Source organism: Pseudoalteromonas phenolica (assembly GCF_005886345.1).
In the GTDB taxonomy this organism is placed as follows: Bacteria; Pseudomonadota; Gammaproteobacteria; order Enterobacterales; family Alteromonadaceae; genus Pseudoalteromonas; species Pseudoalteromonas phenolica_A.
The window spans coordinates 93,083-109,620 of sequence record NZ_PNEC01000008.1; the positions used below are offsets into that span (position 1 = coordinate 93,083).

At 41.8% G+C, this 16,538-nt stretch carries 14 protein-coding genes; 10 read left to right on the plus strand and 4 right to left on the minus strand.

Features of this window, described 5'->3' with window-relative positions; translation table 11 throughout:
* Positions 1 to 13: 13 nt before the first annotated feature.
* Positions 14 to 352, minus strand: a complete 339-nt coding sequence (gene erpA, locus CWB72_RS04430; protein WP_058030898.1) for an iron-sulfur cluster insertion protein ErpA — start codon at positions 350 to 352, stop codon at positions 14 to 16.
* A 183-nt stretch (positions 353 to 535) separates the two neighbouring features.
* Between erpA and CWB72_RS04435 the strand changes: the two genes are divergently transcribed.
* From CWB72_RS04435 to CWB72_RS04455, 5 genes are all read left to right on the plus strand, one after another.
* Positions 536 to 2,212, plus strand: coding sequence for a chloride channel protein (locus CWB72_RS04435; protein ID WP_138629542.1), 1,677 nt, complete (start codon positions 536 to 538; stop codon positions 2,210 to 2,212).
* A gap of 12 nt (positions 2,213 to 2,224) precedes the next feature.
* Positions 2,225 to 2,659, plus strand: coding sequence for a CopD family protein (locus CWB72_RS04440; RefSeq protein WP_138629544.1), 435 nt, complete (start codon positions 2,225 to 2,227; stop codon positions 2,657 to 2,659).
* Positions 2,660 to 2,965: 306 nt separating this feature from the next.
* Positions 2,966 to 3,982, plus strand: coding sequence for an aspartate carbamoyltransferase (locus tag CWB72_RS04445; RefSeq protein WP_130254683.1), 1,017 nt, complete (start codon positions 2,966 to 2,968; stop codon positions 3,980 to 3,982).
* A gap of 15 nt (positions 3,983 to 3,997) precedes the next feature.
* The gene (gene hemL / locus CWB72_RS04450; RefSeq protein WP_138566915.1) at positions 3,998 to 5,278 is read left to right on the plus strand and encodes a glutamate-1-semialdehyde 2,1-aminomutase; all 1,281 of its coding nucleotides are present in this window, start codon (positions 3,998 to 4,000) and stop codon (positions 5,276 to 5,278) included.
* A gap of 130 nt (positions 5,279 to 5,408) precedes the next feature.
* Positions 5,409 to 7,250: a methyl-accepting chemotaxis protein gene (locus tag CWB72_RS04455; RefSeq protein WP_138629546.1), complete on the plus strand. Its 1,842-nt coding sequence runs from the start codon at positions 5,409 to 5,411 to the stop codon at positions 7,248 to 7,250.
* On the opposite strand, the gene mrcB is transcribed toward CWB72_RS04455, so the two are convergent.
* From mrcB to CWB72_RS04470, 3 genes are all read right to left on the minus strand, one after another.
* Positions 7,245 to 9,605: a penicillin-binding protein 1B gene (gene mrcB, locus CWB72_RS04460; RefSeq protein ID WP_138629548.1), complete on the minus strand. Its 2,361-nt coding sequence runs from the start codon at positions 9,603 to 9,605 to the stop codon at positions 7,245 to 7,247. The two genes, CWB72_RS04455 and mrcB, sit on opposite strands and share 6 nt — an antisense overlap.
* A 224-nt stretch (positions 9,606 to 9,829) precedes the next feature.
* Positions 9,830 to 11,059 carry an ammonium transporter gene (locus CWB72_RS04465; RefSeq protein ID WP_138629550.1) on the minus strand — a complete coding sequence of 410 codons (1,230 nt, stop codon included), beginning with the start codon at positions 11,057 to 11,059 and terminating at the stop codon, positions 9,830 to 9,832.
* A gap of 11 nt (positions 11,060 to 11,070) precedes the next feature.
* Positions 11,071 to 11,409 (minus strand): P-II family nitrogen regulator, encoded by a 339-nt coding sequence (locus CWB72_RS04470; protein ID WP_130254678.1) that lies wholly within the window; start codon positions 11,407 to 11,409, stop codon positions 11,071 to 11,073.
* 278 nt (positions 11,410 to 11,687) lie between these two features.
* Between CWB72_RS04470 and CWB72_RS04475 the strand changes: the two genes are divergently transcribed.
* From CWB72_RS04475 to serA, 5 genes are all read left to right on the plus strand, one after another.
* On the plus strand, positions 11,688 to 13,193 hold the full coding sequence (locus CWB72_RS04475) for a S10 family peptidase (RefSeq protein WP_138629552.1): 1,506 nt from the start codon (positions 11,688 to 11,690) through the stop codon (positions 13,191 to 13,193).
* 119 nt (positions 13,194 to 13,312) lie between these two features.
* The gene (locus CWB72_RS04480) at positions 13,313 to 13,852 is read left to right on the plus strand and encodes a hypothetical protein (RefSeq protein ID WP_138629554.1); all 540 of its coding nucleotides are present in this window, start codon (positions 13,313 to 13,315) and stop codon (positions 13,850 to 13,852) included.
* 1 nt (position 13,853) lies between these two features.
* Positions 13,854 to 14,459, plus strand: a complete 606-nt coding sequence (locus tag CWB72_RS04485; RefSeq protein ID WP_138629556.1) for a 5-formyltetrahydrofolate cyclo-ligase — start codon at positions 13,854 to 13,856, stop codon at positions 14,457 to 14,459.
* A gap of 92 nt (positions 14,460 to 14,551) precedes the next feature.
* Positions 14,552 to 15,208 (plus strand): ribose-5-phosphate isomerase RpiA, encoded by a 657-nt coding sequence (gene rpiA / locus CWB72_RS04490; RefSeq protein ID WP_138629558.1) that lies wholly within the window; start codon positions 14,552 to 14,554, stop codon positions 15,206 to 15,208.
* Between the two features lie 9 nt (positions 15,209 to 15,217).
* Positions 15,218 to 16,447, plus strand: coding sequence for a phosphoglycerate dehydrogenase (gene serA, locus CWB72_RS04495; RefSeq protein WP_058030910.1), 1,230 nt, complete (start codon positions 15,218 to 15,220; stop codon positions 16,445 to 16,447).
* Positions 16,448 to 16,538 lie beyond the last annotated feature (91 nt).

Sequence of the window (16,538 nt, forward strand, 5' to 3'; positions counted from 1 at the left end):
TTTAATACTGTGTTTAAACACTGAAGCTTGCGCCACAGCCACAAGTTGTCGTTGCATTTGGGTTGTTTACGAAGAATCGTGCACCTTCTAATCCTTCAGTGTAATCAACGATACCATCAACTAAGTATTGAATACTCATTGGGTCAACAACCATGGATACGCCATTTTTCTCAATTTCCAAATCACCCGGATTCACTTTCTCATCGAATGTGAAACCATATTGGAAACCAGAGCAACCACCACCTGTCACGTATACACGTAGTTTTAAATCTGGGTTTTCTTCTTCTGCAACAAGCTCTTTCACACGCTTTGCTGCAGCGTCGCTAAATTGAATTGGTAACTGATCAGACATGCTCTCGACCCTTAATTCTGATAATGGCGCGATTATCTAATACCCGAGTATTTTAATCAAGTAATCCGTTTGTAGAATACCCAGTGACAGCTTGCTAGAAAAGCCATCTTCTTTGCGCTAAAACAAGACGAAAAACAATTTATTTGATAGACTTAGAGGCCTGTTTTTTGTCGGAATAAAGCCATGTCTCTGGACGCCCTTAGGCGCCAATTAGCCAAGCCAAAAACCTCTGTTCAGTTATGCTTATTAGGTGTCGCTGCAGGTTTGATCGCTGCAATTTTAATCATTCTATTCCGGCTTACGATTTATGGTATACAAAGTTTATTCCTCGACTCTCATGATGACTTTACACAACTGCCAGAGCATTTAAGAGTTAGCCTACCCGTTTTAGCGGCTTTTTTAATTGCTTTGTTTGCTGCCATGACTGGCTTTAAACATTACCGCCTTGGTATACCTTTTGTTATTCACCGCATTAAGCATCATTATGGGCAAATGCCGATTTGGAATACTGCCAACCAATTTTTTGGTGGTGCTTTGGCGCTAATTAGCGGTTTTTCGGTTGGCCGAGAAGGTCCTTCTGTACATATGGGCGCAACCGGTGCCAGTGTGTTATCAGAGCAACTACATCTCCCCTGGAATGCGGCAAGAACTCTATCTGGGTGTGGCGTAGCTGCTGGCATTGCCGCCTCATTCAATACGCCTCTAGCTGCCGTTATCTTTGTAATGGAAGTCGTGCTGCGTGAATATAAAGTACATATATTCGTGCCTATCATGCTTGCCGCTGTAACAGGCGCGTTAGCCACACAATTTGTATTTGGTCATGATACCGAGCTCGCCCTTATCAGTGTCACGCCTTTGAGCTTTTGGCATTATCCGTATTTGGTAATTTGTGGTGTTATTTTGGGAGCTATCGCGTTTGCATTTAACCAAAACCTAATGATGATCATCCGCACATTTAAGCCTTTAAGCATGTTCCCTCGCTTAATGCTAGCAGGGTTAATTGCCGGTTTAATCGGTAATCTAGTACCTCAAGCTATGGGCTCAGGTATGAGTGCCATTACGCTAGCTGTGACATCACCTGAAAACATTCAATTACTCACGACTATTTTAATTGCTAAGTTACTGGCAACTTTATTTGCGATTGGTTTAGGTATTCCTGGTGGGTTAATCGGGCCTGTCATTGGTTTAGGTGTTGTAATGGGCACCTTAATGTCTTATTTCGGTCAATTTATAAGCCCAGACCAACATATTGCAGGTACCTACAGCGTACTTGGTATGGCTGGCTTACTAGCAGCAACTTTACACGCTCCATTAGCAGCACTAACAGCCGTAATGGAGTTGACTGCCAGCCCACAAATTATCGTCCCTGCGATGTTAGTGATTTCAACTTCGTACGTGACAGCATTACAAGTATTTGGCAATCGTTCAATCTTCTTACAGCAACTTAATTTTCAAGGTTTAGCTTACCAAGTATCGCCCGCCAGTGAAGTGCTGCAAAAGGTGGGTATAGTGGAAGAGATGAATGAGCAATTCAAACTACTCTACTCTGATGACAAAGAACAAATTAAAGAGTCGCTGTCTGCGGTTAATAGCCACACGCCACTTATCGTATTTGATGAACAAAATGGCTATCGACTGGCAGAATACGATTTAAGTTTGATGTCTGACGACTCTATGAATATTTCTTACATTCCGATGCAAGGCTTAAGTAGCCAAGCAACCATGTCAGACGCTTTTGATTTATTAAACGATAAACGAAGTGGCGCCGTATATGTGTTTAATCAAAAAGATGAACACCATGTTATGGGTGTCGTCCGCTGGGATCAGATCCGTCAAATTCTAACAATAAGAACCAGTTAAGCTGGAGGCTAAATGACAGCATTACTTATATATAAAGCACTGCATATTTTCTTTATGGTGGCATGGTTTGCCGGTATTTTTTACCTGCCACGTTTATTTGTATATCACGCTATCAATCAAGAGCCTCCTTGTAGTGCCATGTTAAAAGTGATGGAGCGCAGATTACTGTTCTTTGTGACGCCTTTTGCTGTGCTCACTCTGGTTTTTGGCCTGTTAATGATTTTCGAGTACGGCCGAGAGTGGTTTAAATATAACCTCTGGCTACACTACAAGCTTGTCTTAGTGATCATCCTTTATATTTACCACGGCTACTGCTTTAAACTGCTTGTCGATTTTAAACATGATAGAAATACGCGCAGTGACCGCTTTTATCGGATCTTTAATGAATTTCCGGTGTTATTGCTTTTAGCGATAATCATGCTCGCAATACTCAAACCTAGCTTTTAATTAACCTGAACTTTGGTTAAGAGATTTACTAACGTATTGATATTGAAATGATAAGTAATTTTTCAAGTCTGCAGCCGGAGACTTTTAGCGATAACCAGGCGAATTTACGCGTCAATAGCTGGTCTATTGCAAGTAAATTCAACGCAGTTAACGTTGAAAGTAGGCGCTGGAGATAGATTTATTATCCAGAGCTCAGGTTAATTATGCTATTATACTGCGCCAAGTCAGCCAGTCTTGGCCTGCTAAATATATTGGTTGAAAGCCTCGCTTTTAATCGCTCGTCATTTTCTGATTAGGGATCGCCTCATGTTAAGTTTCCAAGGTGAAAATATTCTCTCTGTAAATCAATTAAACAGAGATGCCATTGAACAGATCTTTGCTGTAGCAAAGAAAATGGAACCATATGCTAAAAAGCAAAAACGTACCAATGTACTTGAAGGTGCTGTTCTAGCTAACCTATTTTTTGAGCCAAGTACACGTACGCGTGTCAGCTTTGGTACTGCGTTCAATTTGCTAGGTGGTTTGGTTCGTGAAACGACGGGCATGCAAAGTTCAGCCCTTGCAAAAGGTGAATCTTTATACGATACCGCGCGCGTTATTTCAGCTTATGCAGATGCAGTTGCTATGCGTCATCCAGATGCAGGTTCGGTAGCTGAATTTGCAACAGGCTCTGACGTGCCAGTTATCAACGGTGGTGACGGTCCAAATGAGCACCCTACTCAGGCATTACTTGACCTTTTAACCATAGATAAAGAACTACACCGCTTTGAGCGTGGCATCGATGGCATGCACATTGCGCTGGTAGGCGACTTAAAATATGGTCGTACCGTGCACTCTTTATCAAAGCTGCTGTGCCACTATAAAGATGTAAAATTTACTATGGTTGCACCTGATGGCTTACAAATGCCAGACTATATTCTTGATACTGTATCGAACGCAGGGCATCAAATCGAACTTGTTTCTAAGATGGAAGGTAACCTAGCCGCTGATATCGTTTATCAAACACGCATTCAAGAAGAGCGCTTCCCGTCCCAAGAAGAAGCCAACAAATACCGTGGTGGCTTTAGAATCAGCCAAGCTATTTATAATGCGCACTGTAAACCTACTTCTGTGCTTATGCATCCACTGCCTCGCGATAGCCGCAGTGATGCGAACGAGCTAGACAATGATTTAAACAATAACGACAATTTAGCAATCTTCCGCCAGGTACAAAATGGCGTATTGATCCGCATGGCGTTATTCGCGTTAACTTTAGGCGTTGAAAACCAAGTACAAAACTACGAAGTAGATGTACCTTGGTTCAGCCGTAAACGTAACAGTTAAAATAGGACTATATACATGACAATTAGCCAAGATTTATTTTCTCGCGCTCAAGAATCAATTCCTGGTGGCGTTAACTCACCAGTGCGTGCATTCAATGGTGTAGGTGGCACGCCGCTATTCATCACCAATGCTGAAGGTCCTTATACTTACGACGCTGACGATAAAAAATACATTGATTATGTGGGCTCTTGGGGTCCTATGATTTTAGGCCACAACCATCCAGAAATTAAACAAGCCGTTTTAGAAGCAGTTGAGCGCGGCCTTAGTTACGGTGCTCCGACTGAAACTGAAATATTGATGGCTGAGAAAGTAAAAGAACTAGTGCCATCAATCGAAAAAGTACGCATGGTAAGCTCTGGAACTGAAGCAACAATGAGTGCTATTCGTCTTGCTCGTGGTTTCACAGGCCGTGACAAAATTCTAAAGTTTGAAGGCTGTTACCACGGTCACGCTGATTCACTATTAGTTAAAGCAGGTTCTGGTGCCTTAACTATGGGTGTGCCTAACTCTCCGGGTATTCCTGCAGATTTCGCCAAGCATACATTAACGGTAGCATTCAACGATATTGAGCAAGTTAAAGCTATCTTCAATGAGTACAAAGACGAAATTGCTTGTATTATCGTAGAGCCGGTTGCGGGCAACATGAACTGTATTCCGCCAGTTGAAGGTTTCCTTGAAGGACTTCGCGCAGTGTGTGATGAGCACAAATCAGTACTTATTTTTGACGAAGTAATGACGGGTTTCCGTGTGGCTCTTGGCGGCGCACAGGCTTACTACAACATTCAGCCTGATCTAACCTGTTTAGGTAAAGTCATCGGCGGCGGTATGCCAGTAGGTGCTTTCGGTGGGAAAAAAGAAATCATGGATTTCATCGCGCCAGTAGGTCCTGTGTATCAAGCTGGTACTTTATCAGGTAACCCTATTGCTATGGCTGCAGGTCTAAAAGCCCTTGAGCTATTAAGCCAGGGTAATTTACACCAAGAGCTTGAAGCGAAAAGCAAAGCACTGTGCGAAGGTTTCCAACAAGCTGCTGATGAAGCGGGTATTCCACTGACCACAAACTATGTGGGTGGCATGTTTGGTTTCTTCTTCACAACAGCTGAGTCTGTAAACAGCTATCAGCAAGCAACTGAATGTGATTTAGAACGCTTTAAACAATTTTTCCATTTAATGCTCGAAGAAGGTGTTTACCTTGCCCCTTCTGCTTTTGAAGCTGGCTTTGTAAGCTCAATGCATACAGATTCTGATATTGCTGACACGATTGCCGCAGCAGCAAAAGTATTTAAAAAGTTATAAGAAGTTTTGTAGCAATAAATTAAAAGCCCACATTTGTGGGCTTTTTTGTTTTTTAAAGAAAAAAATAATTTTGAACTAAAATTAAAAGTTGTTCGGTCTATCTAATACACACAATTAACAAGTGACGCTCATGCAAGGATCAAAAACGCTTTTCTCACCCGCTATTTCTTTAATGGCCAATTTGAAATACAAAAGCAAAATAAGTCTAATTTTTGGTATTTTACTTGTTCCTCTTAGTGTCAGCTTATTCTTCTTAAGCTCTATTCTCAGCCAAAATATTGCACTCACACAGCAGCAACAAAGTGGTTTAGCGCTCTACCCAACGCTTTTACAAAATGTTATGTCTGAAAATAAGCAGGCAAATCGTCAGTTAGCCAGAAGCAACGGCTTTATTATCACAGATAGCGTGCAACAACACGCGCTCGAACAAGTCTCTATTCAATCAAAACTTGCCATTGATGGCGATATTGCACGCTCTTATATAAATCGCTCTTTGGTTGAGTCTGTTCCGAGCTTGATCGAACAAATAAATCTCACTTCTGAGCAAGCATTATTGGTGATCCAAGCGGGTTCATTTACCCCAGACACCTTTATTGCACTCTCGAATTACAATAAATCATTACCCAGTTACGCTGAACGTTTAGAAGGTAAACTGGCTGTGGCTATCACAGATAATCAAGCTGTAAAATCAGCGCTATCACAGCAACTAGATAAAGTGACACGATCCGTACAGGCTTTTAAAAACAGTATTCAAAACAACTTACTTGACCCTGATGAATTAGAATTATCACAGAGCCAATTCAATAATTTAAAAAGCGATACGCTTGAACAAGTGAGTATGCTCATCAATACGGCAACACCACTTTTAAAAACATTACTAAACGAACGTCTATCGTCTCAACAAATGCTCAGAAACAGTGTCGTGCTTGCAGCGATTGTGTCACTGCTGCTAGCGAGTTACCTTATGTTCGGCTTTTACTTTGCTGTGGTAGACAATATTCGCGCATTTGAATACAACGCAAGCAAAGCTGCACAAGGTGATTTAAGCGCCAAAGCAACGGCGATTGGTAATGACGAGATGAGTATTATTGCTTACCAATACAATCAAGTACTTGATGCTATGGTCAATCTTTTAGGGGATGTAAAAAGTACCAGTGGCAACCTACAAAATGCCACCAGCAAACTCAATGAAATCAGCCAAAGTACCCGTGAAGACGTCAGCCAGCAACAGCAAAAAATAAGTACTATCGTATTTGCGTTAGAAAACATGACCGAAGCCGCAAACGCTGTCGAACACTCTTCACAAGAAGCGACTAAATTAGCAAGTAAAGCAGCCGAGCATGTCAAACAAGGCAGTGAAAACACAACTGAACTTGCTAAACATATGACTATGTTGCAACAAGAGTTTGAAGAAAGTCGACAAGCACTTGATAAGCTGGCACAAGATAGCCAAGATATTAGTAAGGTCAGTGTCGCAATCAGTGAAATAGCCGAACAAACCAATTTACTCGCGCTTAATGCTGCTATTGAGGCTGCTCGAGCAGGTGAACAAGGTCGAGGCTTTGCTGTGGTTGCCGATGAGGTCCGCACTTTAGCCAAGCGTACTCAACAGCAAACTGAAGAGATTCACACCATCATTAATGCACTTCAACAGGCTTCACACACTACTCAAGATAAAATGCGCCGCAGTGTTGAGCAAATGGAACAAGGCGTGCTTGCAGCAGAAAAAACTAATCAGGTGTTACAAGAAGCGCAAAGCAGCATGATTGATATTGATAACCAAGGCCAGCACATTGGCCAACTAGTTCAACAACAATCAGTCTCTACACAACAAGCTCTTAGTGATGCTACTGCGATTAATGATGTAGCACAGCACACTCTAGAGTCTGCAATAGCAACTCAAGATGATGCTCATACATTATCAGCCATGAGCACGCAACTTGAGGGAGCGATAAAGCAATTTAAACTATAAGCAGGTTGGTGCAGGGTTAAATTGCTCTCGACGGATAGGTAGTTGAATAACTTTACCGCAACTAGGTGCAGCTTGGCGCCCTGTTTTCGGGTTCACAAACGCCCAGCGCAAACCGTCAGGTCTTTGATCTGCAATGGCCTGTGGATTCAGCGGTTTCAAATAGCGAATATACAACTCCAATGCACCACTTGAGCCTGTTAACCCAGTTGGTTTGTTATCATCACGCCCTAGCCAAGCCACTGTAACGGTATTATGATCAAAGCCTGCAAACCAACTATCTCTTAAATCATTACTGGTACCTGTTTTTCCTGCTAGCTGAATAGACGGGAAATGCAGATTAATACGTTTCGCAGTGCCGTCTTTAGTCACTCGTTTTAAACCATAATTGGTCATATAAATCGACTCTTCAGCAAAGCGTTGCTCTGAACGCGTGCGATGTTCATACAATACTCGCCCAACAGAGTTAGTCATAGCTGCAATACTGGTTAACGGCTGATAACGGCCCTGTCTAGCAATAGTGCTATACATCTGTGCCACATCGAATGAAGAAAGCTCTAGAGCGCCAAGAAGTAACGAAGGGTATTGTTCAACCTGCTGCTGAATACCTAATTCATTTAGGGTTTCAGCGACTTTATGCACGCCAATATCTAATCCTAGGTTTACCGCCGGAATATTAATACTTTTACTGAATGCTTCATACAAAGGCATTTTGCCTCTAAATTTATGATCGAAGTTTTCAGGGGTCCATACATCCCCTGAGCTATCTTTGACCTCTAGCGGCCCATCTTCTAACAAGGTGCCGAGACTATGCGTGTTTTGTTCAAAGGCCGAAAGATATATTGCAGGCTTGACGAGCGATCCCACTTGTCGTTTGGTATCGAGTGCGCGGTTTAAACCACTAAAGCGCATATCTCGACCAGCTACCAAAGCAGATACCCCCGCTTTTTCAAGATTGACTGAAAGCATCGCTGTTTCAAGCTTTTCTGTTTTATATTTGCGCTCTAAATATGGCAGCCCTTTGCGAATAGACTCCTCCATAGCCGTTTGTTTCTGCAAATCGAAATAGGTAAATATCCTCACACCAGCATTAATCACTTGCTTATCAGGTAGCAATTCTTTTAGCTCTCGATTTACCAACTCAAGATAGCCGGGGTAACTTTGCTGGCGATTACGGTTAAGTGGCTCAACTTTTATCGGTCGCTCTAATGACTGACGATATTCATTAGTGCTTAAGTAACCATTTTCAGCTAGCAGTCTAAGTACCAGATCACGACGTTCTTGGACACGTTCAGGATAACGTCTCGGGTTGTAATAAGAAGGCCCTTTGACCATCGCGACTAATAATGCAATTTGGTCAAATTCAAGCTCATCGACAGGCTTTGCAAAGTAAAACTCTGCCGCCAGTCCCATACCATGCACACCTTGATTATATGCCTGCCCTAAGTACACCTCGTTTAAATAGGCTTCTAAAATGGCATCTTTACTATATCTGAAGTCTAAGATCATCGCTATCAAGGCTTCATTGATCTTACGTGTTAAGGTACGTTCACGAGTTAGGTAAAAGTTTTTTGCTAACTGCTGAGTCAGAGTACTACCACCCTGTACCGTTCTTCCTGCTTTAATATTGGTATAAAGCGCTCTAAGAATAGACATGACAGATACACCATGATGTTCATAGAAGTTTCTATCTTCCACAACCAATAACGCATCTTTTAATATCGTGGGGAATTTATCGAGTGGTACAAACTCTCTGTCTTGCTTTGAGTCATTGCCAATACGAGCAATCTGTACGGGCTCTAATCGAGCTTTTGGCACACGACGACCAGACTCATTGACTATGCTGGCTAATTTTTTACCGGCAAAATTTAAGGTAAATACTTTGCCTTGTTCAACGCCATCATAAAACTCAAAAGCGCGTCGATAGATACGGATAGTTCGCCCTTCAATCACATACTGGCCTGTGCGGCTAAGCTGATTTACTTCTGAATAATTTAAGCGCTTTAACTCCCAAAGCACTTCTTTTTCTGATAAATATTGATCAGGTCGAAAATCCATAGTGCGGGCATAAACCTGTACTGGCAACTGCCATTTATTCCCTTCAAATTGCTTAGTCACTTTGGCATCAAGATAAATCACATAAAAGGCTAACACCGCGATAACAGCAATACTGCCTTTCCAAAATAAACGCCAAAGTCCTAGCAAGGTTCTTTGTCTAATTTGGGCAAATCTGCCTTTTGACTGTTTTGTGGTTTTATTCGTTGTTTTTTTTGTGCTTTTCGATTTTGGCGCAGCGCTTTTTTTCGGTGTTGCTTTTTTTGTAGACGATTTTGAGGTAGGAGTCTTTTTTTCGGCCATGCCTGAGTTCACGAATGATTAATGCCAGTTAATTCAACATAGATTACCTTAGATTAATCACAGCTGAAAGCCTAACTCATTGCTAAGTTAGGCTTGATATCATTTAGTATTCAAAATGCACGTAGTGGGTAACTCTCATCACATGAACACCACTCAGTTAATCTTAACTCGATACTTCTGATATTTGTTCTTCACCCACTACGTGCAAATTGAAACTTTGACAACTATTGACCGCGAACCGTAACAAACTCAGGGTAAGCATCAACACCACAGTCGTGCTGGTCCATACCTGATAACTCTTCTTCTTCACCAACTCGAATGCCCATTGTTGACTTTAAGACGGCCCATACAATGTAAGAAGCGATGAATACGAAAGCAAAGATACTGACTAAACCAATTAACTGTGTCACAAAGTTCGCATCGCCATTTGAGAGTGGTACTAACATAATGCCTAAAGCGCCACAGGTACCGTGCACAGAAATCGCACCTACTGGATCATCAATCTTAGCCTTATCAAGGAAAACAATGCTGAAAACCACCAGTGAACCACCTAGTGCACCAAGTAGTACCGCCAGTGTAGGTGATGGCGAAGCTGGTTCAGCAGTTATCACAACTAGACCAGCTAATGCACCATTTAAAATCATAGTTAGGTCTGCTTTGCCCCAAAGTAATTTACATACTAGTAATGCTGATATCGCACCTGCTGCCGCAGCTGCGTTAGTATTTACTAGAATTTGGCTGACTGCCACCGCATTTGCTTTATCAGCAATGAATAATTGCGAACCGCCATTAAAACCAAACCAACCCATCCATAAGATAAATGTACCTAGTGTTGCAAGTGGCATATTTGAACCTGGAATTGGGTAAACTTCACCGTTCTTACCATACTTACCTTTACGAGCTCCTAGCAGTAATACACCCGCTAATGCCGCTGCTGCACCTGCACCATGTACAATCGCTGAACCTGCAAAGTCTACAAAGCCCATTTCTGATAAGAAACCACCGCCCCAAGTCCAGAAGCCTTCAACTGGGTAAATTAAACCAGTTAAAACGACGGTGAATACCAAGAAAGCCCAAAGTTTCATTCGCTCAGCGACAGCGCCTGACACTATTGACATTGCAGTTGCCACAAAGACAACTTGGAAGAAAAAGTCAGCTTCTAATGCATGGGTTGCATCATCTGCAGCACTCCCGATAAGCGCGCCAAAGTTCGGCACTATGCCACCAGCGGTATTGTCAACGTACATAATGTTGTAACCCACCAGCAAAAACATTGTACAAGCAATGGCATAGAGCGCGATGTTTTTTGTTAGGATTTCAGTGGTGTTTTTTGAGCGAACCAAACCCGCTTCAAGCATGGCAAAGCCCGCTGCCATCCACATAACCAATACGCCTGATATTAAAAAGTAAAAAGTATTTAAAGAGAACTTGAGTTCTATAATGCTGTTTTCCATTGTTATTGCTCCTAAATCGCTTCTTCGTCGAATTCACCAGTACGGATACGTACAATTTGGTCTAGGTCATACACAAAAATCTTACCGTCACCGATTTTGCCGGTGCGAGCCACTTCGCTTAAGGTGTTAACAATACGCTCTGCATTTTCGCTTTGTGTTGCGATTTCAACTTTGATTTTTGGAATAAAATCAACTTGATATTCAGCACCTCGGTAAAGCTCGGTGTGACCGCGTTGACGACCAAAACCCTTTACGTCAACAACTGTCATACCTTCTACACCCAGCTCCGATAATGCTTCTCTGACTTCATCAAGTTTGAATGGCTTGATGATAGCGCTGATCATTTTCATATTGCCCCCTTCGACATTGTGATGCGTTATGTTGGCAATGAATAATCAAGCTCTATACCAAAATTAAAACTTTAAAAAATACATAAAGTTAACAATTTAAGAACATTTAAAATTAGATAAAATGCACCAATTAAGTGCGTAGTTATGCAAATTGAACTGAGCTGGTGCATAAATTTCAATCACTTTTACACCCATCTCAATTTGCCCTTACTTGGACTCATAAACTTTGCATATTCAATAAGAGCAGAACATTATTTAGTTTCGGAGGACATCAAAAAATGAAACTAAAATACATCATCATCAGTGCAGCATTGCTGATCGGCCAAGCGGTTAATGCAAGTGAACATAACCGCCAAATCGACATAGACAACCAAGTTGTCACAAAACATAAAACTAAAATTCTTGGTGAGAGAATTAATTACACTGCGACCACAGGGACTCAGCCAGTATGGGATGAGGAAGGTCACCCGATCGCCACTTTACATTACACCTATTACAAAAAAACCGATGTTAAAGACTTAAGTAAGCGCCCACTACTAATCTCCTTTAATGGTGGTCCTGGCTCTGCGTCAGTGTGGATGCATATTGCTTACACTGGCCCTAAAACTTTAAATATCGATACTGAAGGTTACCCGGTTCAACCGTACGGTGTACAAACCAACCCTTACTCAGTTTTAGACGTCGCTGACATTGTTTTCGTAAACCCAGTTAATACTGGCTATTCGCGAGTTTTACCAAACAAAGATGGAAAAATGCCTAGTAAGGCAGAGCAGAAGAAGCGTTTCTTTGGTGTTAATGCTGATATCAAATACCTCGCTGAATGGCTAAACACTTTTGTAAATCGCAACAACCGCTTTTTATCGCCTAAATTTTTAATTGGTGAAAGCTATGGCACTACACGTGTATCAGGTCTTGCTCACGAACTACAAAACAGCCAATGGATGTACTTAAATGGCGTGGTATTGGTTTCACCTACCGACATTGGCATTAAACGCCAAGGCCCAGTAAAGGCTGCAAATCGCTTACCTTACTATGCGGCGGCGGCTTGGTACCACAAAGCTTTAGCATCGGAGCTACAAAATAAAGACTTATTAGATGTATTAGACGAAGTTGAAACTTACACCATTAACCAATACCTACCAGCATTGGCAAAAGGTGCATTTATCAGCGATGCTGAAAAGCAACAAACAATTAAGCAAGTTGCTAAGTTCAGTGGTTTATCAGAAACCTTTGTCGCTCAGAACAATTTAGATATTCCGACCAGCGCTTTTTGGAAAGAGCTGCTAAGAGACAGAGGTCAAACACTTGGCCGTTTAGACTCTCGTTATTTAGGTATTGATAAACGCGATGCTGGCAGTCGCCCTGATTATTGGCCTGAGCTTACCTCATGGCTACACTCTTTCACGCCAGCTATTAATTACTATCTACGTGAAGAGTTAAACTACAAAACCGACATTAAATACAATATGTTTGGCTCGGTTCATCCATGGGATCGAACAAACAACAACACCGGCGAGCAACTACGTTTAGCCATGGCGCAAAACCCTTACCTTAATGTGTTAGTGCAAGCGGGATACTATGACGGTGCAACCAATTATTTCGATGCAAAATATACAATGTGGCAACTCGACCCAAGTGCAAAAATGCGCGACCGTTTAAGCTTTAAAGGTTATCGCTCAGGTCATATGATGTATTTACGTCGTGCTGATTTAGAACAATCGAATCAAGACTTACGTGAATTTATTCAAAACGCCCTACCGAATGGCAAATCAGCTAAGTACTAAAAACTTATATCATGGCCTTATATCTTGCATATAAGGCCATTATAAAGCCCCTCCTTCATTCGCATGTCTTTAAAATTTGGGTATACTCGAAGCATTAGCGAATTTAAGGATGTTTTTCCATGACTGACAAATACCGTGTTGTATTTGCCGGCTTCGATAGCAGCGTGAGTGAATCAGCCGTCATCGAGCAGCTCAGCTTAAAACTTAAAACAACGCCGCAAAAAATCACCGCGTTCACGCAAGGCAAATCTTTATTTGCCCCCAGCGAAAAAGCAAAATGCCTAAAACAAGTAAAGTTATTGGCCAGCTTTGGTTTACATGCCAAGCTGCAATCAGCTGAGAGCAATGCAAATAACGCCAGCTCAATTCAAAACTCTAAAGATGAGCGCATTCTAGAAGCGCTTGATTACATTACTTCTAGCCTTATTCGAATCGAAGAACGCTTAGAAGAATTAGAGCAACGTTTACCTTCACAAGAGATCGTGAAAGAAAATAAAGTTGAAGATGATTGGCAAGAAGACGACCTTTTTGATGAACTTGAGCTTGATCCCCCCCCTAAACGCAGTAAAAAAGTGCAATATGGTCTTGGCATTGTACTCATAGTTCTGTTGATCATATTAGCTATCGCACTTGCTTTCCCTGAACTAGTCGCTTTTTAACATGAGTAAAATTCACAATTCAAAAATATCGCGCACTGAAATCAGAAAAAAAGTGCGCGAAGCTAGAAGAAACCTAACTCCATCATTTCAAAACCAAGCCGAAGAAAACTTAACTATTAATTTTTTTCAACACATAAAACTCCCTGAAAAGGCCAAAACAGGGCTTTATCTAAGCAATGATGGCGAACTCAACACAAACAAGCTAATTCAAGAGCTTAGAGTTAAAAAACATCAAGTTTACCTACCTATAATTCACCCTTTCAACGGCGCCTCATTGCTATTTCAGCAATATGAAGAAAACTCACCCATGGTGGCGAATCGCTATGCTATCTTGGAACCTAAGCTGAATTGCAGCCAAATTTGCCCGCTTCCAGAATTAGATATTTTGCTAATGCCCTTAGTTGCATTTGATGAGCAAGGTAATCGACTTGGAATGGGTGGTGGCTACTACGATAGAACATTGGCCAAGCACTATGCTGAACAACGTGAAAAGCCTAAGTTAATTGGTCTTGCCCACGATTGTCAGAAAGTAGAAAGCTTACCAATAGAAGCATGGGATGTGCCTTTACAGCAGATTTTAACACCGACGAAGTTTTACCAGTGGTAAAACTTCAAAGATGAACACTTAAAACACGTCATTTTGCCTACGATTTCGGTATACTTGCATTGACAACTTTTGACAACAACCTTGGAACTGAAATGACTCAAGACGAAATGAAAAAAGCAGCGGCGTGGGCTGCACTAGAGTTTGTAGAAGAAGGCACTATTGTAGGTGTTGGCACAGGCTCTACGGTAAATCATTTTATTGATGCGTTAGGCAGCATTAAAGATGACATTAAAGGCGCAGTATCTAGCTCAGAAGCTTCTACTGAAAAGTTAAAAGCACTAGGCATTGAAGTTTACGAGTTAAACGATGTAGCTAAGCTAGACGTGTATGTTGACGGCGCTGATGAGATCAATGTACGTAATGACATGATCAAAGGCGGTGGCGCAGCATTAACCCGTGAAAAAATCGTAGCGGCAGTAGCTGATAAATTTATTTGTATTGTTGATAACACTAAGCATGTAGAGACTTTGGGTGCATTCCCACTTCCAGTTGAAGTGATCCCTATGGCACGTAGTTATGTGGCAAGAGAACTTCTTAAACTTGGTGGCGATCCGGTTTACCGTCAGGGCGTGATCACTGACAACGGTAATGTGATCTTGGATGTGCACGGTTTAGAGATCAACGATGCAAAGCAGCTTGAACAACAAATTAACCAAATCGTCGGCGTAGTTACTAACGGCTTATTTGCTGAGCGCGGCGCAGACATCGTTATCACAGGGACACCAGAAGGTCCTAAAATTGTAAAATAGGAATGAGTCATGAGTAAGGTTTCTTTAGCAAAAGAAAAGATCAAAATACTGTTGTTAGAGGGCGTACACCAAAGCGCAGTTGAAACCCTAAAGCGCAATGGGTATAGCAACATTGATTATGTTAAGACTTCCTTACCTGAAGATGAACTCATCGAACGTATTTCAGACGTTCATTTTGTGGGTATTCGCTCGCGTACTCACTTAAATCAACGCGTTATTGATGCAGCAGAAAAACTGGTTGCGGTAGGCTGCTTTTGTATTGGTACAAACCAAGTTGACTTACAAGCGACTAAAGAGCGTGGTATTGCGGTATTTAACGCACCATTCTCAAATACACGTTCAGTTGCAGAGCTCGTACTAGGTGAAATTCTTTTATTACTTCGTGGCATTCCACAGCGTAACGCCATGGCTCACCGTGGTGAGTGGTTCAAATCAGCAATTGGCTCTTATGAAGCCCGTGGTAAAACCTTAGGTATTATTGGTTACGGTCACATCGGCACTCAGCTTGGTATTATGGCTGAAAATATCGGTATGAAAGTTGAATTTTACGACATTGAAGACAAACTCACTTTAGGTAATGCACAACAAATTCAAAATCTAACGCAACTTTTACAACGCGCCGATGTTGTAAGCTTGCACGTTCCTGAAACACCATCGACTAAAAACCTTATCGGCATGGCTGAGCTTGAAGTGATGAAGCAAGGTGCGATTTTAATTAATGCTTCTCGCGGTACGGTAGTCGATATCGATGCTCTATCAGAATCTCTAAGAGATAAAAAGCTAGCTGGTGCTGCAATCGACGTATTCCCGGTAGAACCAAAATCTAACGACGAAGAGTTTGTTTCTCCACTGCGCGAATTTGATAACGTGATCTTAACCCCACACGTAGGTGGTTCGACACAAGAAGCACAAGAAAACATTGGTATTGAAGTCGCGGGTAAACTGGCTAAATACTCAGATAATGGCTCTACACTAAGCGCGGTGAACTTCCCTGAAGTATCGTTACCTGAGCTTGCGAACCGTAGCCGCTTATTGCACGTGCACGTCAACCGCCCGGGTGTGCTTACACAAATTAACCAAGCATTTGCTCAGCACGGCATCAACATTGCTGCTCAGTACCTACAAACCGATGACAAAATTGGTTATGTCGTTATTGATGTAGATACCGACCATTCTGAAGTGGCCCTAAAAGAGCTGAGTGCAGTTGAAGGTACCATCAGAGCGCGTATTCTTCACTAATCGCAAATAGCACCGAAAAGTAAGAAACAAATAAAAGCCCCGCAAACTCAAGTTTGCGGGGCTTTTTTAATTTAGATAAAAATTAAGATTA